This is a genomic window from Hoyosella sp. YIM 151337, assembly GCF_026041215.1.
GTDB lineage: Bacteria > Actinomycetota > Actinomycetes > Mycobacteriales > Mycobacteriaceae > Hoyosella.
The window spans coordinates 20,453-44,821 of sequence record NZ_JAPEIQ010000019.1; the positions used below are offsets into that span (position 1 = coordinate 20,453).

The window sequence follows — 24,369 nt, forward strand, 5'->3', positions numbered from 1 at the left end:
CATGGGCGAGGAGCTGACCAACGCCGCCATCGTCGCCCTGATCGGCGCCTTCGGCTTCGCGTTCGTCCTGCGCGCCGCAGGATCGGTGGCCGCGTTCCTGACCGGAACGCCTCAACCCGCCACCGGTCCCACATCCGGGCTCGGAGTGCTGTTCAACCCCACCGACCCCGCGACGGCGTTGGATGCCGAAGGGCTGAGCCCGGTCGCGTACTGGATCACCACCGCCCTCCTCCTCTCCGGGCTCGGTTTCGCCGGGTCGTGGGTGTGGGTGCGGCTGCGTCGCCACTCGCGCAAGGTCGAGACCGACCCGCGGCGCCTGGCCGGCACTGCCACCGCCCACGAGGTCAACCAGACCGCCTCGGCCAAGGCGCTCTTGAAGCGCGCTTCGACACTGCGTCCCTCGCTGACCGACCCGGCACCCTCCGATGTCGGCTACCTGCTGGGCCGCTCACGCGGCAGACAGGTGTGGGCGAGCGTGGAGGACTCGATCCTGCTCATCGGCCCACCTCGCTCCGGCAAAGGCCTGCACGTGGTCATCAACGCCATCCTCGACGCCCCCGGCGCCGTGGTCACCACGAGCACACGGCCGGACAACCTCACCGCCACCCTGCGCGCTCGGGAACGTGACGGGCGGCCGGTGGCGGTGTTCGACCCCCAACACCTCGCCGAGCGCATCCCCGCCGGGATGCGCTGGTCACCCATCCGCGGCTGCGAGGACCCGTTGACGGCGATGATCCGCGCCACCGGACTCGCATCGGCCACCGGACTCTCCGCCGGTGGGGTGGAGTCCGGCGGGTTCTGGGAAGGCAAGACCCGCACCGCCCTACAAGCCCTGCTGCACGCTGCCGCGTTGGAGCACAGGCCACCGAGTGAGTTGTTCCGGTGGACCCTGGACCCCACCGCAGCAGCCGAAGCCGTCGCCATCCTCACCAACACCACCCAAGCCGCCACCGGGTGGGCGGACTCGCTCGGGGCGATGATCGATTCGGACCCCAAGACCCGCGACTCCATCTGGCAAGGCGTCGCACTCGCCCTCGGTGCCCTGGCCGACCCCCGCGTGCTCGATGCTGTTTCACCGCGGGCGGGTGAGGACTTCGACCCGGAGACCTTCATCCAAGAGAGCGGCACCCTCTACCTGCTCGCTACCGGGGCTGGAGCCGGCGCCTCCGCCGCTCTGGTGGCGGCGTTCGTCGAAGACCTCATCGAGACCGCCCGCCGGATCGCCGCACGCTCACCCGGCGCCCGCCTCGATCCACCGCTGCTGCTGGCTTTGGATGAGATCGGCAACCTCGCCCCCTTGCCATCCCTGCCGACGCTGATGGCGGAGGGCGGTGGCACCGGAATCACGACCCTGCCGGTGTTGCAGTCGTTGGCTCAGGCGCGGGAGAAGTGGTCCGACAACGCCGCCGGCGCGATCTGGGACGCCTCCATCGTCAAGATCATCCTCGGCGGCGCGTCCAACTCCCGTGACCTCCAAGACCTGTCCACGCTCATTGGTGAGCGGGACGAGTACACCGACTCGGTGACCCTGGGCGATCACGGCACCAGGTCGAACCAACGCTCGATCCGCCGGGTGCCGATCCTGCCCCCAGATCGGATCAGAACGCTGCCTTTCGGCACCGGCGTGACTCTGCTGCGCTCAGCACCCCCGATCGTCACCGACCTGCGCCCCTGGCCGTCGCGTCCAGACAGCGGCCAGTTGAAGTCCGACCGCGCTGAGGTCGAAGCGTTGCTCCGGCGCTGAGCCCGCCGCCTTCGGTCGTCGTGGTGCGCGCGTGCACCTACCTGTCCCAGCGGTCACCGCTCCGGAGGCTGCGTGAGCAGGAGCACGTGCGATGAGTACCGATTCGACGACTGGGCTGGAGATGAAGGACAGCATCTACGCCTTCGTGGCTTCCAAGCCGCAACTGACCTACACCGAGAACGGCGATGCCCGCCTGTACTTCAAGGCCGGCCAACGCCACCGCCACTACGACCCCGAGGCCGGATGGCAGAACCAGCCGACCACCTTCCACGACGTCGTTGCATTCAAGGGGGCTGCCCAGTTCGGCATCGAGCACCTGCGCGAGAAGGACCGGTTCATAGCCCAAGGCTCGCTGCGCGAGTACACCAACAAGCACACCGGCGAGCCCGAGGAGCAGTTCGAGGCCACCCGGTTCCTGCCCGCAACTCCGCCGTCGAAGAACACCGCCGGGCGCGCCCCTCGCAGGACTCTCGAACGCCGGTCCCAGAGCCGGGAGGCCGCCAGCGCGGAGGCGTCGCAGATCGAACAGACCCCGCGGCGAGCACCGCAGTCCCAGCACGCCACGCCACACATCGGCCTGTGAGCCAAGAGGAGACACGAGCATGAACGACGAGACTCCGAACGAGCACACGTCCGATGAGGACTTCCACGACGCCGAGAACAGGGCGGACGCAGACGAGACGCCGGACACCGATGACGTGCACGGCTTCGACGACGCCGACACGCCAGCCGTGCCGCATCCGGTGAACTGGAACCTGCTGAGCGCCGACGACCTGGAAGCCGAGTGGCTGGCACTCAACGACTGGGTCGCGTGGCTGCGCCGCACTTACGGGCTGCCCGTCAGCGTGCTGCCGCCGTACTGGCACCGCCATCCCGAGCTGGTGTGGGAGCTGTCAGCGCTGCATCTGCACTGGCTGGGCGCCTACGACCCCGAGCAGAACGCCTCGGCCGCGATCGGCTGGCACCGTGACTTCGCCGATGCTCGTACTCGGCTGCGCGACTGGGTGGCCGCCTCGGGCACCCGCCTGGATCATGACCGGCCCACCCGGCAGGCGGTCTGGCCCGGCGAGGAGCCCGCACCCGCGATCGAGGACATCACGATCACCGACCGTGGCGAGGATTTCCTGCAGTACGTGTTCGAGCAGGTTCAGGCCCGCCGTGAAGCCGAGGACGCGTTCTTCGCCGGACTCGACCTCGACACCGGAGAGCTGCCATGACCACCGGAGCCGAAAGCCCGAGTGCTCCGCCGGAGCGGATGCGCGACTACCGCGTCGAGGCCGAGCTGCGTCCCAGCCCCGACCTGCACAAGCTCGCCCAGGTGTTCATCGGGATGGCCCAGGCCCGCGCCCGCCAAGAACACCAGGAGAATCACGGCCAGGAGAGTCCTCCTGAGCCGACTGATGGCCAGGGCGTAGAATCGTAAGCGTACGCATGCCAGCGGCCACCCGGGTGGTCGTGGTGTGGCGTCTTGTTCATTAGCCCTTCGTGGCCTACCCAGCCCGTCCGTAAGCGGACGGCACGGGTCGTGTTTGTTTTCTACGTCGCACCGCACGAGCAGTCCCGCGCTCTCGTGTTGGCCCCACCTGTTGGGGAAGGAAACACGACCCATGAGCACCACACACCCTCCGCTGGCAACGGCGCCCGAGCAGATCGGTGCGACCACGACGCTGGCGGTGACCTACCTGCGCGTCTCGACCAAGGAGCAGGCCTCCAAGGGCGGCCGGGACGAAGGGTTCTCCATCCCGGCTCAACGTCAGGCGAACCTGCGCAAGGCCCAGGAGGTCAACGCGGTCATCGTCGAGGAGTTCGTCGACGCCGGTGAGTCCGCCCGCCAGGCAGACCGGCCCGCGCTGATGCAGATGATCGAGTACGTCAAGACCCACCCGGTGGCCTACTGCATCGTCCACAAGGTCGACCGGCTCGCGCGCAACCGCGCTGACGACGTCGCCATCCACCTCGCGCTCAAAGACGCAGGAGTCCTGCTGGTCTCGGCGACCGAGAATATCGACGAGACGCCCTCGGGGATGCTGTTGCACGGGATCATGTCCACCATCGCGGAGTTCTACTCCCGCAACCTCGCCAACGAGGTCTCCAAGGGCATGAACCAGAAGGCCGTCACCGGTGGCACCAACGGCAAGGCCCCGATGGGCTACCTCAACGTCACCCGGCGTGACGAACTCGGTCGCGAGGTCCGCACCATCGACATCGACCCGCACCGCGGCCCGATCATCCGGTGGGCCTTCGAGGCCTACGCCACCGGGAACTACTCGGTGGCGACGCTGCGCGATGAACTCATCGACCGCGGTCTGACCACCGTGGCGACACCGAAGCGGCCCGCCAAGGCCCCCGCGCTGTCCTCGATCCACCGGATGCTGGCCAGCCCGTACTACAAGGGCAACGTGCAGTTCAAAGGCGCGACCTACGACGGCCTGCACGAACCCCTGGTCGCCCCCGAGGTCTGGTACCGGGTCCAGACCGTGCTCGCCGCCCACCAGGCCTCCGGCGAGAAGACCCAAGCCCACGAGCACTACCTCAAAGGCACCGTGTTCTGCGGCACCTGCGGCTCCCGCCTGATCCTGTCCAACGCCCGGAGCCGCAGCGGAGTGATCTACCCCTACTTCATCTGCGCCGGCCGACACTCCAAGCGCACCAACTGCGACCGCAAGTCCATGTTCGTGCCCGACGTCGAGGCCGCGGTCGAGGACCACTACCGCCGCGTGCAGATACCCGCCCACATCGTCACCGCGCTGCGCGAGCTGATCACCAGCGAATTCGACCGGCTCTTCGCCACCGCCAAGACCGAACGCACAGCACAGGTCGCCGAACGCGACCGCCTCTACGACGAGCGCACCAAACTGCTCCAAGCACACTACGCCGGAGCCGTGCCACTGGACCTGCTCAAGACCGAACAGGACCGCATCGCCCGACAGATCGCGTTCCTCGACTCACGCATCGAGGCCAGCGAGATCGAGTACGACCAGGCCCGCGCCCACCTCGATGACTGCCTGGCCCTGGCAGGCAACGCCCACGCGATCTACATGAGCATCGACGACTCGCTCCGTCGGATCGCCAACCAGGCCTTCTTCGAACGCCTCACCGTCACCGACGACGACGCCATCGACGCCGAACCAGGCGTGCCCTTCGACACCCTGTTCAACCCCGACGTGCAGGCCACCGCCCTCGCCCGCCAGACAGCAGGCGGAAACGGGACGGATCAAACCGGGAACGTCGCTGGTTTGAACAACGACGCTCTGGTGCCCCCGGCAGGACTCGAACCTGCGACCTAGGGATTAGAAGGCCCTTGCTCTATCCACCTGAGCTACGGAGGCGTGGCACTCAACCGCCGCCTGAGAGTGTAGCGGAGGCAGCGGTGCGGGTGCGGACGCCCGTGGTGTTACTCGGGGGAGCTAGCTTCGTTGCTTACCTGCACTTCTGGTGTTGCCGTCGGAGTTGTTGCCTCCGTCGTCGTTTCCGCGACCGTTGGCTCTAGTGTGACGGCCGCGGAGGGAGGCACAGTCGATGGGATCGCCGGTTCTATGGGGGTGGCGACCGGTTCAGCAGTCGGCTCGGGGCCGGCTGTGGTTTCCGTGGGGAGTGGCGTGACGGGGGTTGCTGGGGCGTGCGGCAATGCAAACGTCCATCCCGGCGTGCCCTTTGGCTGGAACACGAGCGGAGCGGACGTGTCACGGACGTCCAGGACAATCCAGCCGCTGTAGGAACGGGATGGCTCCATCGCCGCGGGTACGGCCGGTGCGGTTCCGGTGCACGAGCCGGGTGACGAAGTGAATCGTGCAAGGGTGCCGTCCCCGCTGAGCACACCGAAACTGGCTGGCGTGATCCCGGAGAGGCGGTCGGCACTGGTGTCAGCAGACGTCGTCACACTGAGCCGTATCGCCACCGGGGTACCTGCTGCGACGATGGCGCATTCGCCGGGGTACGTGACGCCTTCAACCCTTGCTGTACCGAGTTCGTTGCCGTCCAGGGACCGCAATATGAAGGTATCGCCCACCGCGACGAGGGAGGGGCCGACTGGGATGGGTGCAGGCGCAGGTTGCGGTTCGCTGGGGGCGGTGTCACCGGTGCTCGCCGCGCTGGAGTCGTCGAGACTGTCGCCAAATCCCGCTGCCGGGCTCGCGTCAGGCGATTCATGTGACTCGCTGGTCCCCGGTTCCTCGCCGTCTGTCGTCGTATCTGTGTCTGTTGTGCTTCCGCTGATCTCTTCGCCGTGGGCGAAGCGCCCGGCGTTCGCGAGAACTGGTTGTGAGAGAGCGCTCATCGCGGCGAACGGTGATGGCCCACCGAGGTTGCATTCAGCGTCGACGAGTGTGATGTCGATGACGCCGTTAACTAACAGTGCGAATCGCACATCGAGCCGAATATGGAGGTAGGACCGCGCACCATTCGATGACGTTTGAACAGTCCGCGTTATGTCTGCGGCGATCCGCGGCCGAAGAAGTGTTTCCGTCTGGAGGTAGCTCGTCGTCCCGTTAGACGTGGGAATCGGAATATTGAGGCTTCCGACGGACAGATTGTTGCCGGCGGGCGCGACAGCAGTGGGGCTGCCGTTGTCACACCGGGCGGCGCCGGTAATAGTCCCCGAAGTTTGGATGACGGTGTACAGCCCCACAAGTCCAGCGAGATTCACTCGTCCGGTGAGGTTGCTGAAACTGGTTGATGCGTCGGCATCGTGTGGGGTGGGTGCCGGGTTGCAGTCATCGGCAGGGTTCGACGCTCCGGTCAGGTAAGCGCCGCAGGCGCTGGCGTTGCGGGAGCTGACCTGGAAGAAGAGGATCGTCGCACTGCCCAGCGATGGCGCGTGTGTCGTCTTACCAGGTGCCGTTTCATTACGCTGCGCGGATGCGCCAGGTATCGGTTGCTGAGTCCCGATGATCAGAAGATTATCGGTGACCACACCGGTGCCCGCGGAGGAACGGCCGTACCCGGAGGTGGGCCACTCGCCGGCGCCCACCGACGCCCGGGTCCACACAGCGTCGTTGAACGCTGCCTCGGTGGCGTGCGTTAACCCCATACCGGGATGCAGGGCTGCAGCAACGAAGGCCAGCAGGCCGACGCTAGCCGCGGTGATCCTCTTGCGGCGACTGAGTTTCATGGGGCAGTTCCGGAGTTAACGTTAGCGGGCGCGGATTGTTCGTCGTCATCTTCCCGGCGCGGCCAGAATGCCCAGCCAACGAGCAGCGCGGCGCCAAGGGTGATGCCAGCCATCACGCGCGGATCGGAGAGCTTGACGACGGCCTTCGCCAGCTCAGGCACGTGCCACAGGACGGTACGGACGGTGCGTACCTGGTAGGGAGCTGGATCAGGGTTGGGGTTCGCGTCTCCCTGCATCTCGATGAAGGTCGATCCGCCGGGGCCAGGTGTTACGGCGATGACGCGGTGCGTCACCGGCAGGAGTCCCGGTTCGCGGTCGATTGTGACGATGTCTCCAACTTCCACCGTCTCGGCGGGCACTTCTTGCACGACGGCGAGTGACCCCGCTGGGATAGTCGGGTGCATGGATCCGGTGCGGAACATGATCAGCGTGATGTTGAATGCGAATGCACAGATGACGGCGATGATGCAGACCACACCGAGCAGCGCGAGGACGTTCATCACGAGACCGCTGAGAAAAGCGCCAGCGGAACGCAATGGTCGTCTGCGCTGCGTGTATGGAGCCGGTGTAGTCATGGGTCCTTCTACGTTGTGGATTGGGCCGCGAACTTCCAGTTCACGGTTAACTGCGCACCAGGAATCCCCGGCGTGGTCCAGTTCGCGGCGGTGTTCGGCAGGCTGAGTTCAAAACAAAAAGTCTTGTGCGCTCCGGGGTTTCCAGCGGCGCCTGCGGGGAGCGAAATTATGTTCTGTGCGGACGAGGCGTTGAGCGGCTGCGCACTGCTGGGAGAACCAACAATGAAGGTCCCCGATGTGAATGAAGGCGCTCCGCAGGTTGCGGACTCGATGACGCGGTAGCGCAGCGCGCTGTAGAACTGGCCCGAGCCGGACGCACCTTCGAGTGTCACGCTGGCTGCGAGCGAATCCGCTCCGACTCGCACCGAAATCGGGGCATATGCCGCGTCGCCAGGACGCATGGACTGCACCGCGACGGGAAACGGGAGTTCCGCCGCGTTGCCGGCATCCGGGTAACGCTGCCATCCCGACCCGATGTCGCCTTCCACGCTGAACGGTGCAGTGCCAAACCCAGCTGCCACGAAAAGTGACTCGGTCCAGCCGGCGAGGACGAGCGCAGCGCCCGTCCCCACAACGAGTCCGGCAGCGGCGAGGGCCCGAACTTTTCGGGCCCTCGTCCTGCTAGTGCGTGCGGTCATCACACGGACTCAGCGTCGAACTTCCACTGAACCGAACCAGTCAGCTGCTGGCCGCCGGTATATGGGCCGGAGTTCAGCGGGAGGTGCACGGCGAAGCAGAGATCGTACTGGGTGCCGCTGCCTGAAACGGTGATGGGCGTGGTGCCGGCCGCGGTGAGCGGCGAGTTGCTCGGCCAGCCTGGCAGCGTGGTCCCGGCGTTTCCGTCTGCACAAGCTGTTGGGCTCGCGCCGGACACCGTCAGGCGGAGGTCGTTCGAGAAGTCGCCGGGGGTTTGGACGATTGCGCTGTTGAGCACGACTGACGCGTCCAGCGTTGAGGGATCAGGCCCGACACGCAGCGCGAACGGCGCGTACACGGTATCGCCGGGAACCATAGCGAGGTTGTCGAGTGTGAACTGGAGCTGACCCGCGGTGCCAGCGGTCGCGTATTCGTCCCAGGTGCTGCCACCGTCAACCGAGCCCTGCACATTCCAGGCTTCGGTGGCGAACTCGCCTTCAGCCCACACGGAATCGTTCCACGCAGCGAGGGTAACGACGGCACCAATTCCGAGCACGATGCCGCCAGCGAGGACGGCGCGGGCCTTGCGGCGGTTGCGGTTGGTGCGTGGGGAGGTCGTGTGTGACGACACGGCAGCCTCTTTCAAACTCGGTGTGATTTAACACTCCACTAAGTGTTATGAGAAGTATCACTGAACAGATCTTGTTTGTTACAGGCCTTTGATAATTCGTTTACAGGGACTTTGGTCCCTTCTGTCTACGCGCGGTTCGCGATCGTGATGGGTGCCGCCGTACCCTGACAGCCATGGCCAACGCTGAATCCACCGCCTCGTCCCCGCATGCCGGAAGCGGAACGGCTGGCGTCCAGCGTCACTCCGAAGGAGCAGGATTTCGCGGAACGGTCGTCCCCGTGGCGGCCATGGGGGCACTGATCGCGGCGCTCGTCGCGGCTTCGCTCGTGAGTCTGTCTGCGACCGATGCCCTAGTGTTGTTGGGCATCCCAGACCCGGGTGTGGTGACGCGCTACGGACTGCCGATGGTGAAAGCCGCGGGATACATCGCCGCGGTGATCGCAGCGGGGTGTGCGCTATTGGCCGCGTTCTTGGCCCCGCCACAACCGAGTGGTGTGCTTGATGCGGGTGGCTACCGGGCGTTGCGCGTGTGTAGTGTCGCGGCCGCCATATGGGCCGTGTGCGCTTTCCTTATGGTCCCGCTCACCTTGTCCGACGTTTCCGGCGCAGGATTCGCCGAAGCGGTCCGTCCGGAGAATCTGTGGCCCGCACTGCCTCGGGTCGATACAGCCGTAGCCTGGGCCTGGACTGGTATTTTCGCCGCTGCGCTGGCCATGGCGTCGCGTGCGGTGCTGCGCTGGTCATGGACACCGGTGGTCTTCGCGCTGTCGCTGCTGACACTCATGCCGCTTGTGCTTACCGGCCATTCCGCGTCAGGCGGCAGCCACGACGTCGCTACGAACAGCCTGTTTTGGCATCTCATCGGTGCAACACTATGGATCGGCGGACTCTTCGCAGTGCTGATGCATGCGTGGTATCGGAGCGAGCACCTCGCGCTCGTGGTGCGCCGGTACTCGCTCGTAGCCACCGTGGCTTTTGTGGCGGTCGCCGTAAGCGGCGTCATCAACGCGTTTGTGCGAATCCAGCTCAGCGATCTCTTTGCTGATCCTTACGGTCGTCTGGTCCTCGCGAAGCTTATTGCTCTCGCCGTCCTCGGCATCTTCGGGTGGACGCAGCGGCGCCGGGTCGTGGCGGCCCTGCAGCGGAATGGTCAGGCGAAGACGCCATTCGTCAGATTAGCGATCGTCGAGTTTTTCGTTCTCGCCGCGACCTTCGGTCTTGCGGTGGCACTAGGCCGCACCCCTCCGCCAGCTCCTGCCTCTGTCCCGTCCCTGATGGAGGTGGAACTCGGCTATGAACTCACGGGCCCTCCCACCTTCGGCAGACTGATGCTTGATTGGCGATTCGATCTGATTTTCGGGACGGCCGCGATCGTGCTTGCAGTGCTGTACGTCAAGGGGGTGCGGGTCCTCCGCGCGCGGGGCGATGCATGGCCGGTTGGCCGCGTTGTCGCATGGCTTAGCGGTTGCGTGGTGCTGCTGGTGGCAACCTCATCTGGGATCGGTAAGTACGCCCACGCGATGTTCAGCGTCCACATGGGGTCGCACATGCTGCTCTCGATGCTGGTGCCGATTCTGCTTGTCCTCGGCGGTCCCGTGACACTTGCGCTACGTGCGCTCAAACCCGCTGGGCGCGGCGGAGTGCCCGGGCCGCGGGAATGGCTGCTGGCCGCTGTGAACAGTCCTGTTTCGAAGTTTTTGACACAGCCGGTGATTGCCGCGGTGCTGTTCGTCGCCGGGTTCTACGGGCTGTACTTCGGGGGAATTTTCGACGCTTACGTCGGGAGCCACACGGCGCACATCTTGATGAATCTGCATTTCCTCCTGAGCGGCTACCTCTTCTATTGGGTCGTCATTGGTGTGGATCCATCGCCGCATCCGCTTCAGCCCCTTGCCAAGCTGGGACTGCTGTGGGCGACTCTGCCGTTTCACGCCTTCTTCGGCATTGCCTTGATGAATATGGAAACAGTGATGGGTGGCTGGTTCTACCAGCAGCTCAACCTGCCGTGGGTCCGCGATCTCCTCGAAGACCAGCGAGTCGGGGGCGGTCTCGCGTGGGGGACTGGTGAGATGCCACTCATCGTGGTGATGCTCGCGCTGCTCGTGCAATGGTCCAGAAGCGATCGGCGAGTAGCCCGCCGGTATGACCGTGTGGCCGATAAAGACGACGACGCCGCACTTGCCGCGCACAATGCAATGTTCGCTGAGCTCGCTCGCAAGGATGCTGAAGACCGGTGGAGGTAGGACCGTTGCCTAGCATCCCGGTCCGACAGTTTTCCTTCTTCCTCCACAGGTCAGTGAGTTATCCACATTCGCGGGATTGTCCCTCGCCGTAGCGCCGCAGCCCAGCCATCGTAGGTATAACGGCGCTGATCGCAACGTGGAGCGCGTCCAGCGGATCCGTGTAAGCGAAGGGGGAAGACGATGTACGAGAGTTATACGACGATCGTGGGGAATGTGGCGAGTAACCTCACTCGCCGCACAGTTGGCCAGAACGGTGACGAAGTTCTGCGCTTCACGGTGGCGTCCACGACACGACTGTTTGACAGAGGGACCGGCACGTGGCGCGACGGAAACACGCTGTTCGTCCGGGTGAGCTGCTGGAATCGGGCCGTGCATCGGGTGATTGCGAGTCTGGCAAAGGGCGATCCGGTGATCGTTCACGGTGATCTGCATACAAATGAATACACGGATGGCGATGGCAATCCCCGCATGTCTCTCGAGTTGCGTGCGCGGGCAGTGGGACCTGACGTCACACGGTGTATCGCTGAGATCGACCGGCGCGCGCGCTTGAAAGCCGAAACCCCGGAGGTGGCTGGAGGAAGCTCGATGGATTCCGCCGGCGTAAGTACGCCACTCAGTGACGACCAGGTCGCTGCCGCGGAAGAAGCCGATGCGGATGACCTGCTTTTCGCGGATGATGGCGATGACGCCCAGGACCGGGATTCGGGGCTCGTCGCAGTAGCGTAGGAGGCGATGCACGGTTGAAGGTGGGTGAGAGCGGCCAACTGCGCTAACCTGCAACACGGTACTTTGGGTGACGGGGCGCTGGTCCGACGATGCCGGGCGTCCAATGTTGCTCAAGTAAGTATGTGATGGCAGCACGGCTAGTGGCCGTTCCGCTCTGGAGCAGGACAATTTCGAGAGGTAATAGTGGCTGAGTTCATCTACACCATGAAGCGCGTGCGGAAGGCGCACGGTGACAAAGTTATCCTCGACGACGTCACCCTCGCGTTCCTCCCCGGCGCAAAGATTGGTGTCGTCGGGCCGAATGGTGCGGGCAAGTCCAGTGTTCTGAAGATCATGGCTGGTCTTGATCAGCCCAGCAACGGCGATGCCTTTCTGGCAGGCGGCAAGTCGGTGGGCATCCTCCAGCAGGAACCTCCGCTCAATGAGTCGAAAACAGTACGCCAGAACGTTGAAGAAGGCATGGGCGACATCAAGGTAAAGCTCGACCGATTCAACGAAATCGCGGAGCTGATGGCGACCGACTACTCCGACGAGCTGATGGAGGAAATGGGCAAGCTCCAGGAGGAACTTGACCACGCTGACGCCTGGGATCTCGAGTCTCAGCTGGAACAAGCGATGGACGCGCTGCGCTGCCCGCCTCCCGATGAGCCGGTCACGACCCTGTCGGGTGGCGAGCGCCGGCGTGTCGCCCTGTGCAAACTTCTGCTCAGCAAACCCGACTTGCTTCTCCTGGACGAGCCGACCAACCACCTTGACGCAGAGAGTGTGCTGTGGCTCGAACAGCATCTTGCGCAGTATCCCGGCGCGGTTCTCGCGGTTACTCACGACCGCTACTTCCTCGACCATGTGGCGGAGTGGATTCTCGAACTCGACCGCGGCAAGGCTTATCCCTACGAAGGCAACTACTCCACTTACCTGGAGAAGAAGGCCGAGCGCCTCGAGGTGCAGGGCAAGAAGGATGCCAAGCTGCAAAAGCGGCTGAAGGACGAGCTTGCCTGGGTCCGCTCAGGGGCGAAAGCCCGCCAGGCCAAGAGCAAGGCGCGTCTGCAGCGGTACGAGGAGATGGCTGCTGAGGCTGAGAAGACGCGAAAGCTCGATATGGAGGAAATTCAGATCCCGGCTGGCCCGCGGCTTGGCAGTGTTGTCGTGGAGGTTAATCACCTCGACAAGGGCTTTGGTGACCGCATGCTCATCAAGGATTTGTCCTTCACGCTTCCTCGTAACGGCATCGTCGGTGTGATCGGTCCCAACGGCGTCGGTAAGACCACGCTGTTCAAGACAATCGTGGGCCTTGAGGAACCAGATTCGGGCACCGTCAAGATTGGTGAGACGGTCAAACTCAGCTACGTCGACCAGCATCGCGGCGGCATCGACCCGAAAAAGACGGTGTGGGAAATCGTGTCCGAAGGCCTCGATTACATCGAGGTCGGTAACACCGAAATGCCGTCACGCGCGTATGTCAGTGCCTTCGGTTTCAAGGGTCCGGACCAGCAGAAGCCAGCGGGGGTGCTGTCCGGTGGCGAGCGTAACCGGCTGAACCTTGCGCTCACGCTGAAGCAGGGCGGCAACCTGATCCTTCTCGACGAACCGACAAACGACCTCGACGTCGAGACGCTCAGTTCGCTGGAGAACGCGCTGGAGAACTTCCCCGGCTGCGCCGTCGTTATCTCCCACGACCGCTGGTTCCTGGACCGGACCTGTACCCACATCCTCGCGTGGGAAGGGGACGACAGCAATCCCGCGAAATGGTTCTGGTTCGAAGGCAACTTCGAGGCGTACGAAGCCAACAAGATCGAGCGCCTCGGTCAAGAAGCGGCACGCCCGCACCGCGTCACCTATCGTCGCCTCACCCGGGACTGAGCGCGTGTCAGACGTCTACAAATGCCAGGTTGAGGTGCGCTGGGGTGACTCAGACATGCTCGGCCACGTAAACAACACGAAGTTCATCGAATACGCGCAAGAAGCTCGCGTTCGGTTTATCGCGGAGAACTTCGGGCAAGGAATGTCTGGGGACAGTGCCGTCGTCGTCCGCCACCTCGAGGCGGACTTCGACCGGCCACTGTTCACAACGTCCGGTCCGCTGACGATCGAACTGGAAGTCCTCAAGGTCGGGACGCGCTCGTTCACGATCGGGCACACAATGTACGACAATGCTGGTAACCGTGCAGGCTCAGTCGTCGCTGTGCTGGTGGCGTTTTCGATGTCGGCGAATACGTCACGCGTGCTTAGCGACGAGGAGCGCGAGGTATTGCGAGCGTATGCAGTCACGGAAGAGTAACGGGTACGCCACCATCAATCTTCCGCAACTACACCCGCCAGCAGGTAATCGCGAATAGCCTCGTGAGCGTCGGTATTGCGTCCAGGAGGAATAGCGATGACGGATTCTCAGGTTCACTCCACTGCCGGGTCCTCTGCGCGGACGGCGTCGCCAAACGAGCGCGCAACGGAAGCTCTCGATATCGCGACGCGCCTCGAAGAGGACTCCGCCGGAGGGCGGGACTTAACCAGTCTTTATCGCACGTATTACCGGCAAGACGCGGTGCCTGCGGACGTTGGCGGCGCGGCCCAGCCGCTTGAGCGACGCCCTGACGGCGACGAATATCAGCGCCGTGCGTTTGAACTGCTCAAGCGTCACCGTGAACTAGCAGCCCGGAGACAACCCGGTACGCCAGAGGTGTCAATATCTGCTGACGACTTCCGTGCCAATGAGGCGTCTCCCACGGACGCATCTGTTCTGCAAATCGTCACCGACGACGTGCCGTACCTGGTCGAGTCGGTGACCGCGCTGCTCGGCAGTATCGGAATCAGTGTGGAACAGATCGTGCATCCGGTGCTGATCGTTCGCCGGGATAGTGACGGCAATCTTGTTGACGTTCTCACCGAACATACGACGTTCGATAAACCTGACGACTCGATCGCGGAATCCTGGATGCACCTCGAACTCACGGGGACACCAACAGAGTTGCGACAGCAACTCACGGACCGCGTGATCAAACTGCTCAAAGATGTTCGCCAGGTTGTATCCGACACCTCGATGATGCGGAGCACACTTGCCGACATCGCCACCGAACTAGAGTCGGGGCGCGGTATCGGTGACGCGAGCTCCGCCGAAGCAAACGAATCAGCGGGGCTGTTGCGCTGGCTCGCATCCGGCAACTTCCGGGTGCTCGGCTATCGCCGCTACGTGGCGGCCGGTGAGACACCTTCCGGACCCGATCTTCGCGTCGAGGAAGCAAGCGGACTGGGAGTGCTTCGCTCGCCCGAGATGACGGATCTGCGTTTCCGCCTGTACAGCGACGCCGCAGAAGCACGCCGCCTGCTCGTGTTCGCACAGGGACAGGCGCCCGCCATGTCGTTGCGCGTCGTGTACCCGTTCTTCGTTTGTGTCCGCATCTTTGGTGAGGACCGCAAACTAGTCGGCGAACACCGATTCCTTGGAATCTTCACGGTCGCTGGCCTGCACGAGAACGTGCTCGAAGTTCCCGTGCTAGCGGGCCGAGCACAAGAGGTTCTGCGCATGGCAGGGCACTCACCAGATTCGTTCTCCGGTCAGTCCATGCTCGAAGTCATCCAGTCGTACCCGCGAACCGAACTCTTCACCGCGGACGTGCAAACCCTATACCGCACCGTGAGCGAAGTCATCGCAATAGGAGTGACTCGCGAGCTGAGACTGTTTCTGCGCGCGGACCCGAACGGCAAATTCGTCTCGGCGATGGTGTACATGCCGCGAGACCGATACCGCACCGGTGTTCGACTAGAGATGCAGTCAATCCTACTGGGCGAATTCGGCGGCAACACGATTGATTACACGGCTAAGGTGACCGAATCCGTCGTGGCGCAGGTGCATTTCATCATCCGCATCTCGGGTGGCTGGACTGAGGACAACGCGCCAGATGTGTCAGAGCAAGCACGACAGCGGTTACAGCGAACCCTCAGCGAGGCGACCCGCAGCTGGGAAGACCTGCTTGCCGACGAAGTCGCCCGCAGCGAACCAACAGCGCATGCAGGACGCGCAAACCGGTACGCCGGAACCTTCCCCCAGTCATACAAGGCAGACTTCGAACCGGTACGCGCCATTTCGGACCTCAAACGGATCGACCGTCTCGACGAGGGAGAAATCGACACCGCGCTGTACCGAAAAGAGGGTGCCGCACCGGGATGCTGGCAGCTCAGTCTCTACCTGCGTGGTGAGAGCGTCTCGCTGAGTCATGTGCTGCCCGTAATGCAGTCGATGGGTGTGGAGGTCCTCGACGAACGTCCCTACCGCCTGACTCGAACAGATGGTGCAGAATGCTGGATCTACGACTTCAGTATGGTCGTGGACCAGGAAACACTGAAAACGCCCGAAGTGGCCGACTTGGACGCGGAACTCCCGTCGGTTCCCCGTTTCCTCGAGGAGGGCGGACGGGCGAACGATCTCGAGCGCAGGTTTGCTGACGCCTTCAACGCGTTGTGGAACGGCCTTGCCGAGGCTGACCGTTTCAACGAACTGATCATGCGTGCCGGCGTGGACTGGCGGGAAGCCACGATGCTTCGCGCATACGCCCGGTACCTGCGTCAACTCGGTTTTCAGTACAGCCAGGCGCACATTGAGGAAGTGCTCATCGCACACTCGGAAAGCACCGCGGCGCTGGTCGATCTGTTCGAGGCGACATTCGACCCAGTCAGCCATTCCCGGCAGCGCGCCGAGGAACTTGTCTCGCAGATCAACAAGCACCTCGACAAGGTCGTGAGTCTCGACGCCGATCGGATCCTGCGGGCATACCGGCGGCTCATACGGGCGACACTGCGCACCAACTACTTCGTGGGTGCACGCGCTGATCTCGATGTACCTGCGGGGAAGAGTCGCTACCGCGGAGTGCTCTCGTTTAAGTTTGACCCGCGCGACGTCCCGGAGATCCCCAAGCCCCGACCGCGATTCGAGATCTTCGTGTACTCGCCGCGCATCGAAGGTGTGCATCTGCGGTTCGGTGCAGTCGCACGCGGCGGGCTGCGCTGGTCGGATCGCCGGGAAGACTTTCGCACCGAGATTTTGGGTCTGGCAAAAGCGCAGGCCGTCAAGAACGCCGTTATCGTGCCTGTCGGCGCGAAAGGCGGGTTCGTTGTCAAGAAGCCGCCCACCCCCACCGGCGACCCTGCAGCAGACCGGGATGCGCTTCGTGCGGAAGGCGTTAATTGCTACCGGCTCTTCATCTCTGGGTTGCTTGACCTGACCGACAACCTCGACCAGACCACAGAAGCGGTCATACCTCCCGCCGACGTGGTGCGGCAGGACGGCGATGACACCTACTTGGTTGTGGCAGCGGACAAAGGCACTGCAACGTTCTCCGATATTGCTAACGAGGTAGCTGGCCTGTACAACTTCTGGCTTGGTGACGCGTTTGCGTCCGGCGGGTCCGCAGGGTACGACCACAAAGCGATGGGTATCACTGCCAGAGGCGCATGGGAGAGCGTCAAGCGGCACTTCCGCGAAGAGGGCGTCGATACGCAGACGCAAGATTTCACGGTCGTCGGCGTGGGTGACATGAGCGGCGACGTTTTCGGTAACGGCATGCTGCTCAGCGAACATATCCGGCTCGTCGCTGCGTTCGATCACCGGCACGTTTTCATCGACCCGACACCGGACGCAGCGAGTTCATTTCGCGAACGTGAGCGGATGTTCGAACTGCCGCGCTCGTCGTGGGCGGATTACGACACCTCGCTTATCAGTGAAGGCGGTGGAGTGTGGCCACGGACGGTGAAGGCCATCCCAATTAGCCCGCAAATGCGTGAGGTCCTGGGGCTGCCGTCCGGGATTGATGAAATGTCACCACCGGAACTGATCAAGTCGATACTGCTGGCGCCGGTGGACCTGCTCTGGAACGGTGGCATCGGCACGTACGTGAAGTCCGTGACTGAGACGCATGCCGAGTGCGGAGACAAAGCGAACGATGCGGTTCGCGTCAATGGTGATGAGCTTAGGGTGAAAGTCGTCGGTGAAGGCGGCAACCTTGGTCTCACCCAGAAAGGCCGGATCGAGTTCGCGCGGCGCGGCGGCAAGGTCAACTCTGACGCCCTCGATAATTCCGCAGGAGTGGACTGCTCTGACCACGAGGTGAACATAAAGATTCTCCTCGAGTCACTCGTCAGCTCCGGCGACCTGACGCCCGCGTCACGCAACGAACTGCTCGCCTCCATGACCGAAGAAGTGGCTGAACTCGTCCTCGACGACAACCGAATGCAAAACGAACTGATGGGCACCAGCCGTGCCAACGCGGCATCACTGTTGCCGGTGCACACAAGGCAGATCGCGGACCTAGCTGCGAACCGCGGGATGGATCGTGAGATTGAAGCCCTGCCGGATGAGGAAGAAATCGGGTTGCGCGAAAAACGCGGCGAAGGACTGGCCTCGCCAGAACTCGCGACACTGCTCGCGCACGTCAAGCTCGCAATAAAGTCTGACCTGCTGGCGAGTGATCTTCCTGATCACGACGTGTTCGCCTCCAGGCTGCCGGAGTACTTCCCGAAGCCCCTCCAGGAGCGCTACGCCGACACGATCAAGCATCACCCGCTGAAACGGCAGATCGTGACCACGATGATCGCCAACCAGGCGATCGACAACGGAGGTATCACCTACACATTCCGGCTGTCGGAAGACGCGGGAGCAACAACCACCGACGCCATCCGTGCGTTCGCTGCGACGAACACGATCTTCGGGCTGACTGAACTGTGGACGAAGATTCGCACCACGGAGATGCCGACCGAAGCCTCGGACACGATGATGCTGGGAACGCGGCGGCTGCTGGACCGGGCGTCACGGTGGCTGCTCGCGAACCGCCCACAGCCGCTCGCAGTCGGTGCAGAAATCAATCGTTTCGCCGCGACCGTTCAGGCGCTGGGCCCGCAAGTACCGAGCTGGCTGCACGGCAACGACCTGAAGTACCTCAAATCACGCACCGCCGACGCGGTAGCCATCGGCGCGCCTGAAGACATCGCTACCCGGGTGTACGGGTTGCCGCACGAATACTGTCTGCTCGATATTGCGGAGGTCGCAGACCTCACCGAACGTGACGCCGTTGAAGTGGCAGAGCTGTACTTCACACTGACAGCACACCTAGGCATAGACATGCTGCAAGGCGCGGTCTCGCGACTTGAGCGCGGGGACCGCTGGCACGCCCTCGCGCGCCTGGCGCTGCGCGACGACCTGTATGGTTCCACGAGGGCGCTTTGCCTTGACGTGCTCGAGTACGCCGAGCCAGGGGAGAGTGCTGAGGAGAAGATCGCGGAGTGGGAACTGTCGAACTCGTCACGGCTCGAGCGTGCGCGGACAGCCCTCTCACAGATCGCAAGCTCCGGCACTCTTGATCTCGCGACTCTCTCCGTTGCGGCACGTCAAGTGCGGAGCATGGTGTATTCACGCAGCGTGAGGTCGGAGGCTAACAGGTGACACAGGCGGGGGAGCGGCAGCACATCGCGCCACGTTCAGCGAGCGGCACCCCCGCGTCGCCCAACGGTGACCGGACGTATCGGGTGTCGGTGCCGGTGCGCTGGTCGGATATGGACGTCTTCCACCACATCAACCACGCACGGATGGTGACCCTCTTAGAAGAGGCGCGCATTCCTTGGCTCCTCAGTCCCGAGCGGCCCACCGCTGCCCTCGGGGCCGGAGCGGTCGTGGTGGAGATGAATGTGAAATACCGGGGACAGCTCCGCCATGCCGACGGGCCACTGCAAATCGACATGTGGGTTCAGCGTCTTCGCAGCGCGGACTGGACGATCGGATACGAAGTTCGTGCGAATGGCTCCGCACCAAGTGCTGCGCCTGCAGTAACCGCGTCTGTCCAGTTAGCCGCCTTCGATATCGACAGTCAACGGTTGCGACGGCTCACCGGCGAGGAACGTTCGTTCCTCGCGCAGTTCCTCCACGCCGGCGACGCTCCAGTCACGTGAGCGGGCTGTCCGACACAGGTGGCGAGCGCCACCTCGCGTTACGCGGAATGTCGTCACGCGCTGACCTCGGAGTATTCCTCACCCGGGCACTGCGCCTCGATGACGCTGCGGTGGTGCGTCTGCGCAACCGCAGTGACACACAACTGACCGTTTGGGTCAACACTGGGCTCGACGTTCTTGCAACGCGGACAGTCGAAGCTCAAGTGACGCCCAACGAGGTGATCGCTGCCGCCGACCATCTTCTCCAGGGCCTGCGGAACACCCGCACCGGACTAATCGACACTGGGTACAGTCTCGATTCCGCGTGGCGGGGCGCGTTACCACCCGAAACGGGCTACAGCCACGTAGACGACATCCCGGCCGCCGCCTTGGCCGACCTTGCGAACCGCGGCGCTGAGGTCGCGCGCGAGCACAGCACACCCCAAGGCATGCCGGGTTCATTGCTCGACCAGGAAGTCATGACGGTCAGCGGTGACGCGGGCACCGTCACGGTTCCGATGCGGGCAGTGTTCGCGCTGACCGGTATGGGTTTCATACCGAAACAGGCTGATGCGGAGATGGTCCGAGTGCGAATGCGCGGCGGCTGGGTCAGAATCGACGCGCGGTTCGGGTCCGTCGTGCTCAACCGCACAAAGATGCCGCTTTTCGTGCGGTAACCAGCTCAGAACGGCGAATTCACCAGTGAGTTCGCCGCCATCTCCATGTAGTCGAGAAGCTCCTTGCGGCGCTGATCATCTAGCGTGTCCGCGTCAATCGACGCGATCGCGATTCGCATACACCGCAGCCATGCGTCGCGCTGCAGCGGGCCAACCTGAAACGGCACGTGACGCATGCGCAGCCGCGGATGTCCACGCTCTTCCGAATACGTGCGCGGCCCGCCCCAGTATTGTTCCAGGAACATGCGGAGCCGCCGCTCCGCAGGCCCTAAATCCTCTTCTGGATAGAGAGGGCGCAAGATCTCATCTTTCGCCACCTCCTCGTAAAAGCGCGCCACAATCCGGTGGAAGGTTTCGGCGCCGCCCACCGCATCAAAAAACGTCTGAAACTGTTGCTCGTTGGCCATCACTGTCCATCATGCCTGTCTGTGTGGCTCAATCGGTACCCGGCTGGCCACACGCATCACTTGTTCGTCTCAGTCGGTGCGGACTGCGCTGCGGGCAAGCCCGCTGGATCGCTTTCGGTGGTGCTTCCGGCGTCGTGCGTCACGATATCGGCTTCAGCGAGGTCGGCAAGGATTCGCTGGGTGAGGTAACGCTGCACTGCCCACTGGGAGCCCGCACGCACCTTGACGGTTGCCCGAATCGTCACCGTGTACGCCGTCGTGGAGTCGACACCGAGCATCGTCGGAGCCTCAAGCACGCTGTTTCGCATAGCTTCGTCCTGTGCTGCTTCAGAAACCGATCGTTCCGTAATGCGGGTCGCGCGGGTGACGTTGACAGGCCGGGCGAGCGCGACGTCGACGACTGCGACCGCGTAACCCTGACTGTGGTTGCCGACGCGCAAAACCTCCCCATTGCGGACGTACCACACGGTTCCGTTCAGCGCGCGCAGTGTCGTTACCCGAAGCCCGACGTGTTCGACAGTTCCGACCGCCTCGCCGAAGTCGACTACGTCGCCGACACCGTACTGATCTTCGAGCAGCATGAAGACCCCTGACAAAAAGTCGCGCACCAGGCTTTGCGCGCCCCAGCCCAGAGCGATACCCACGACCCCTGCCGAGGCAATGAAGGGGGCTACGTTAATGCCGATGATCGTGAGGATCGTCAGGATCACCCATGTCACCAGTATGAGCGTGACGACCGACTTGAACACCGACGCGATGGTTTCGCGACGCTGACTGCTGCGCGCCTGACGGCGTTCGTCGTCAGTGTTGTTGTCGGTGTTCTTGCGAACAGCGGCCGGGATCAGCGTTTTTCCGGTGCGCCGGGTTGCCCGATCAATCAGTTTGTGTGCGACCCATCGCAGGATGAGTGCGACGACGATGTAGGAAGCCGCCTCGAGTGGCTTAGCGATGAGCCACTCACGACTCGTCTCGGTCCATTCGATTGCTTCTTGTAAGTCTGTCAGCACGCCGCCCATCGTACGTACGGCCGCAGGGGATAAGCCAAGCGCCGAACAGCGACTTCAGTCACGAGGCACTCGCTGGCAACGGGGCGAAGTCACTGCTGCAGTATGGCCTCGATATCGTCGAGAACGGCCATTCCGCCAAGCGGGCCTACACCTGCAATCCAGTACGATTGGTCGACCAGTTGCAGCCGGGGAAATAAGTCGCGACTGTTCGCGACAGCGTCCGGCATGGTCGCAGGATTGCCGGGATCGGCACTCGTGACGACGACGAGGTCCGCCTGCGCCTCGCCAACGAGTTCAGTGGAGATGTCGACTGAGATTTCTCCGTTCCACGCGCGCGGGGGTGTGGTGAAGCCCGCGCACTCAAGCGTGCTTCCTGCGAATGATGACGGACCGTACAGTGTGAGTATCCCGTCGCGCGGGCGGATGAGTTGCGCGGTCTTGCCGACAGTGCCGTAGGTGTCGGCGATCTCCTCGCAGCGCTCCTGATACGCGGCGAGCAGACGCTGTGCCTCCTCCGGTTTGTTCAGTGCGGTCGAGACGAACTGCACGCTTTGCTGCCACGGATCTGATTGGGATGCCATGAACGCTGTCGCAGCGATCGCGGAAAGCTGGTCGTACAGGTCGCCGTGGCGGGTTTCGGTGCCAAGGATGAGATCGGGCTGAAGCGCGGCGATCTCCTCGATATTCGGTTCGGCGACCGGTCCGACCGACTCGATCGCGGCTGCGTCTGCGCCAAGATAGGCGGGAGCACCCGTCGCGCCCGCGAACGTTGTCGACCCGACCGGGATGACGCCGAGAGCCACTGCCGTGTCGAGTTGCACCGGCTCAAGGACAACGACCCGCTCGGGGGCAGTGGGCACCTCGGTAACTCCGCGCGCATGCTCCACAACGTGTTCCGGCTGAGCACTCTGGCCGGTCTCTTCCGGGCCGCCGGTCTCGGTCGCGCAGCTGGCCGCTGCGAGCGTCACCACAAGTCCGGCTGCCACCGAGAGCGCCAGTTTGACGCAGCGCGGATCGCGCTTGCTGCCATTCAGTCTGTCCATAGAAGCAGGGTAGCCTACCCTTATTGGTTCCCGGCTTGCGGGTCAGCTTGCGGCTGACCTGCGGCGTCACCAAGAATTCACACACTCTTCCCAGGTGTTATGCAAGAAATCTGCTGCGCAGACGGGGCCGGACAGTGTTCACTTGGTGCAATATCGTGGAGCATTGGAGGCTCGCATGGCGAAAAGGAGCTCGAACAAGACGCACCACCGACAACTCGTGCCCGGCGGCAGCCAGAGCGATTGGGTGCCGCGGGCCATTCACGGTGACCAGTCCGCGGCGGCACACGCGTCACCCAGTTCTTCCGTCACCCCACGCAAAGGGCTGGCTGCACGCCGCGTCTTGCTCCTCAATGCCAGTTATGAGCCACTCACCACAGTCGCGGTCCGGCGTGCCATCGTCCTGATGTTGCGGAATCGCGCCGAGATGCTGCACTCCGACCCTGCGGGCACGGTCGTGCATTCGGCGGGCCGACAGGTGTACGTGCCATCGGTCATCCGGCTCACGACCTATGTGCATGTGCCTTACGTCGCTCGTGTGCCGTTAACGCGTTCCGCGCTCATGCAGCGGGATCGTCATCGTTGCGGGTACTGCGGCGCGAAGGCCGACACGATCGATCACGTCGTACCTCGCAGCCGGGGCGGCGAACATGTCTGGGAGAACTGCGTGGCCTGCTGTGCACGCTGCAATCACAAAAAGGCAGACCGGTTGCTCAGTGAACTCGGGTGGACGCTCCGGACGATTCTGCGGCCGCCAGCAGGCAGGCATTGGTATCTGATATCCAAGATCGATACGTTCGATCCGGTGTGGGGTGACTACGTTCCTGCGCTCGAGAGCGCGTAATTGCGACTTTCTGCCGGCCCGGCGACACATTCGTGATGCGCTTCGATTAACGTCTTATGTGTGAGCATCATGGAGACCGTCCTTTTGTTCGTTGTCATACCGGCAGTGATATACATCCTGCTGGCAGTGCCACCAATGCTGAAGAAACCGATCCGGCCTGAGCCGTACACGCTCGGTGATCCGTGGCCTTACGGCCCGGTCTGGTGGAGCGCGGTTGACGAGCATGGCCATGGGGGTCATGGCGGTCACGGCCACCGTGACGAGTCAACGCAGCCGATTGGAGGATCCGCAAGTGCAACGTGGTGAGATTCTGGTCCCGACCGCGCCGGTCATCGAGAACCTGCCCGTTGGTTCCGTGCAAACGGCCAGCGGTCGGATTTCGGCTGTGCGATTCCTCGATGAGCCCGTCGAAAGGTTCCCCTTCGACAAGGACGACCTGATCCGGCTCGATGACGCGTTGACCTTCGGAACCCGCGCCACCGGCGTAAAGTTCACCATTTACCTCGGTGAACTGGGGGAGCGCTCGAACGATCGCGCGTTCGAACTCCTTGACAGCCTCGACGATCCGGATCACACCGCACTCATCGCGGTGGCGCCCGGCGAACGCAAGATTGAAATCGTTTCGGGCGCGGCGGTCGTTGGCAAGGTTGGTGACCGGGTGTGCCAACTCGGGGTGACCGCAGCACTTCCAGCTTTCCGCGAAGGCAAGCTCATCGACGGTCTCGTCGCGGCGGTCAAAGTCATGGCCGCGGCAGCTCGCCCGGTCAGTAGCTGACCGAAGTCACGCGCTCCCTGGCAGTTCGTCTTCGATCCAGAAGACG

At 63.4% G+C, this 24,369-nt stretch carries 22 protein-coding genes and 1 tRNA gene; 15 read left to right on the plus strand and 8 right to left on the minus strand.

Going from position 1 to position 24,369, the window contains the following annotated elements:
- The first annotated feature begins 1 nt into the window (after nucleotide 1).
- From ONR57_RS09165 to ONR57_RS09185, 5 genes are all read left to right on the plus strand, one after another.
- Nucleotides 2–1,744, plus strand: a complete 1,743-nt coding sequence (locus ONR57_RS09165) for a TraM recognition domain-containing protein (protein ID WP_265122935.1) — start codon at nucleotides 2–4, stop codon at nucleotides 1,742–1,744.
- Between the two features lie 91 nt (nucleotides 1,745–1,835).
- Nucleotides 1,836–2,327, plus strand: coding sequence for a single-stranded DNA-binding protein (locus tag ONR57_RS09170; protein WP_265122936.1), 492 nt, complete (start codon nucleotides 1,836–1,838; stop codon nucleotides 2,325–2,327).
- A 19-nt stretch (nucleotides 2,328–2,346) separates the two neighbouring features.
- Complete coding sequence (locus tag ONR57_RS09175) at nucleotides 2,347–2,961, plus strand: DUF4913 domain-containing protein (protein ID WP_265122937.1); 615 nt, start codon at nucleotides 2,347–2,349, stop codon at nucleotides 2,959–2,961.
- Complete coding sequence (locus tag ONR57_RS09180) at nucleotides 2,958–3,167, plus strand: hypothetical protein (RefSeq protein ID WP_265122939.1); 210 nt, start codon at nucleotides 2,958–2,960, stop codon at nucleotides 3,165–3,167. Before ONR57_RS09175 ends, ONR57_RS09180 begins: the two co-directional genes overlap by 4 nt.
- 184 nt (nucleotides 3,168–3,351) lie before the next feature.
- Nucleotides 3,352–5,031 (plus strand): recombinase family protein, encoded by a 1,680-nt coding sequence (locus tag ONR57_RS09185; RefSeq protein WP_265122940.1) that lies wholly within the window; start codon nucleotides 3,352–3,354, stop codon nucleotides 5,029–5,031.
- On the opposite strand, the gene ONR57_RS09190 is transcribed toward ONR57_RS09185, so the two are convergent.
- The 5 genes from ONR57_RS09190 to ONR57_RS09210 all read right to left on the minus strand — a co-directional run bounded on the left by ONR57_RS09190 (nucleotide 4,997) and on the right by ONR57_RS09210 (nucleotide 8,696).
- Nucleotides 4,997–5,073, minus strand: a tRNA-Arg gene (locus tag ONR57_RS09190). The two genes, ONR57_RS09185 and ONR57_RS09190, sit on opposite strands and share 35 nt — an antisense overlap.
- 65 nt (nucleotides 5,074–5,138) lie before the next feature.
- Complete coding sequence (locus ONR57_RS09195) at nucleotides 5,139–6,854, minus strand: hypothetical protein (protein ID WP_265122941.1); 1,716 nt, start codon at nucleotides 6,852–6,854, stop codon at nucleotides 5,139–5,141.
- Complete coding sequence (locus ONR57_RS09200; protein ID WP_265122943.1) at nucleotides 6,851–7,429, minus strand: signal peptidase I; 579 nt, start codon at nucleotides 7,427–7,429, stop codon at nucleotides 6,851–6,853. The genes ONR57_RS09195 and ONR57_RS09200 overlap by 4 nt, the downstream gene beginning before the upstream one ends.
- Nucleotides 7,430–7,437: 8 nt before the next feature.
- Entirely contained in the window at nucleotides 7,438–8,067 is a 630-nt protein-coding gene (locus ONR57_RS09205) for a hypothetical protein (RefSeq protein ID WP_265122944.1), read from the minus strand.
- Nucleotides 8,067–8,696, minus strand: a complete 630-nt coding sequence (locus ONR57_RS09210) for a SipW-dependent-type signal peptide-containing protein (RefSeq protein ID WP_265122946.1) — start codon at nucleotides 8,694–8,696, stop codon at nucleotides 8,067–8,069. Before ONR57_RS09210 ends, ONR57_RS09205 begins: the two co-directional genes overlap by 1 nt.
- 173 nt (nucleotides 8,697–8,869) lie before the next feature.
- Here ONR57_RS09210 and ONR57_RS09215 point away from each other — a divergent pair, with 173 nt between their 5' ends.
- The 7 genes from ONR57_RS09215 to ONR57_RS09245 all read left to right on the plus strand — a co-directional run bounded on the left by ONR57_RS09215 (nucleotide 8,870) and on the right by ONR57_RS09245 (nucleotide 20,250).
- The gene (locus ONR57_RS09215) at nucleotides 8,870–10,939 is read left to right on the plus strand and encodes a cytochrome c oxidase assembly protein (RefSeq protein WP_374116426.1); all 2,070 of its coding nucleotides are present in this window, start codon (nucleotides 8,870–8,872) and stop codon (nucleotides 10,937–10,939) included.
- A gap of 180 nt (nucleotides 10,940–11,119) precedes the next feature.
- Complete coding sequence (locus ONR57_RS09220) at nucleotides 11,120–11,665, plus strand: single-stranded DNA-binding protein (protein WP_265122947.1); 546 nt, start codon at nucleotides 11,120–11,122, stop codon at nucleotides 11,663–11,665.
- 183 nt (nucleotides 11,666–11,848) lie between these two features.
- The gene (ettA, locus tag ONR57_RS09225) at nucleotides 11,849–13,525 is read left to right on the plus strand and encodes an energy-dependent translational throttle protein EttA (RefSeq protein WP_265122948.1); all 1,677 of its coding nucleotides are present in this window, start codon (nucleotides 11,849–11,851) and stop codon (nucleotides 13,523–13,525) included.
- A 4-nt stretch (nucleotides 13,526–13,529) separates the two neighbouring features.
- On the plus strand, nucleotides 13,530–13,943 hold the full coding sequence (locus ONR57_RS09230; RefSeq protein WP_265122949.1) for a thioesterase family protein: 414 nt from the start codon (nucleotides 13,530–13,532) through the stop codon (nucleotides 13,941–13,943).
- A gap of 96 nt (nucleotides 13,944–14,039) precedes the next feature.
- A complete protein-coding gene (locus tag ONR57_RS09235) occupies nucleotides 14,040–19,091 on the plus strand; it encodes an NAD-glutamate dehydrogenase (protein ID WP_265122950.1) in 5,052 nt (1,683 codons plus the stop codon).
- A gap of 23 nt (nucleotides 19,092–19,114) precedes the next feature.
- Entirely contained in the window at nucleotides 19,115–19,594 is a 480-nt protein-coding gene (locus ONR57_RS09240; protein ID WP_374116428.1) for an acyl-CoA thioesterase, read from the plus strand.
- Nucleotides 19,595–19,641: 47 nt separating this feature from the next.
- Nucleotides 19,642–20,250: a hypothetical protein gene (locus tag ONR57_RS09245; protein WP_265123033.1), complete on the plus strand. Its 609-nt coding sequence runs from the start codon at nucleotides 19,642–19,644 to the stop codon at nucleotides 20,248–20,250.
- A 5-nt stretch (nucleotides 20,251–20,255) separates the two neighbouring features.
- Here ONR57_RS09245 and ONR57_RS09250 read toward each other — a convergent pair whose 3' ends face one another.
- The 3 genes from ONR57_RS09250 to ONR57_RS09260 form a co-directional block, all read right to left on the minus strand.
- Nucleotides 20,256–20,657, minus strand: coding sequence for a globin (locus ONR57_RS09250; protein ID WP_265122952.1), 402 nt, complete (start codon nucleotides 20,655–20,657; stop codon nucleotides 20,256–20,258).
- A 56-nt stretch (nucleotides 20,658–20,713) separates the two neighbouring features.
- Nucleotides 20,714–21,673 carry a mechanosensitive ion channel family protein gene (locus ONR57_RS09255; protein WP_265122954.1) on the minus strand — a complete coding sequence of 320 codons (960 nt, stop codon included), beginning with the start codon at nucleotides 21,671–21,673 and terminating at the stop codon, nucleotides 20,714–20,716.
- An 80-nt stretch (nucleotides 21,674–21,753) separates the two neighbouring features.
- Nucleotides 21,754–22,707 (minus strand): iron-siderophore ABC transporter substrate-binding protein, encoded by a 954-nt coding sequence (locus ONR57_RS09260; protein ID WP_265122956.1) that lies wholly within the window; start codon nucleotides 22,705–22,707, stop codon nucleotides 21,754–21,756.
- A gap of 175 nt (nucleotides 22,708–22,882) precedes the next feature.
- Here ONR57_RS09260 and ONR57_RS09265 point away from each other — a divergent pair, with 175 nt between their 5' ends.
- The 3 genes from ONR57_RS09265 to ONR57_RS09275 are packed head-to-tail and all read left to right on the plus strand — an operon-like array spanning nucleotide 22,883 to nucleotide 24,323.
- Nucleotides 22,883–23,548, plus strand: coding sequence for an HNH endonuclease (locus ONR57_RS09265; RefSeq protein ID WP_265122958.1), 666 nt, complete (start codon nucleotides 22,883–22,885; stop codon nucleotides 23,546–23,548).
- 60 nt (nucleotides 23,549–23,608) lie between these two features.
- A complete protein-coding gene (locus tag ONR57_RS09270) occupies nucleotides 23,609–23,854 on the plus strand; it encodes a hypothetical protein (RefSeq protein WP_374116427.1) in 246 nt (81 codons plus the stop codon).
- Nucleotides 23,841–24,323, plus strand: coding sequence for a DUF5130 domain-containing protein (locus tag ONR57_RS09275; RefSeq protein ID WP_265122960.1), 483 nt, complete (start codon nucleotides 23,841–23,843; stop codon nucleotides 24,321–24,323). The genes ONR57_RS09270 and ONR57_RS09275 overlap by 14 nt, the downstream gene beginning before the upstream one ends.
- Nucleotides 24,324–24,369 lie beyond the last annotated feature (46 nt).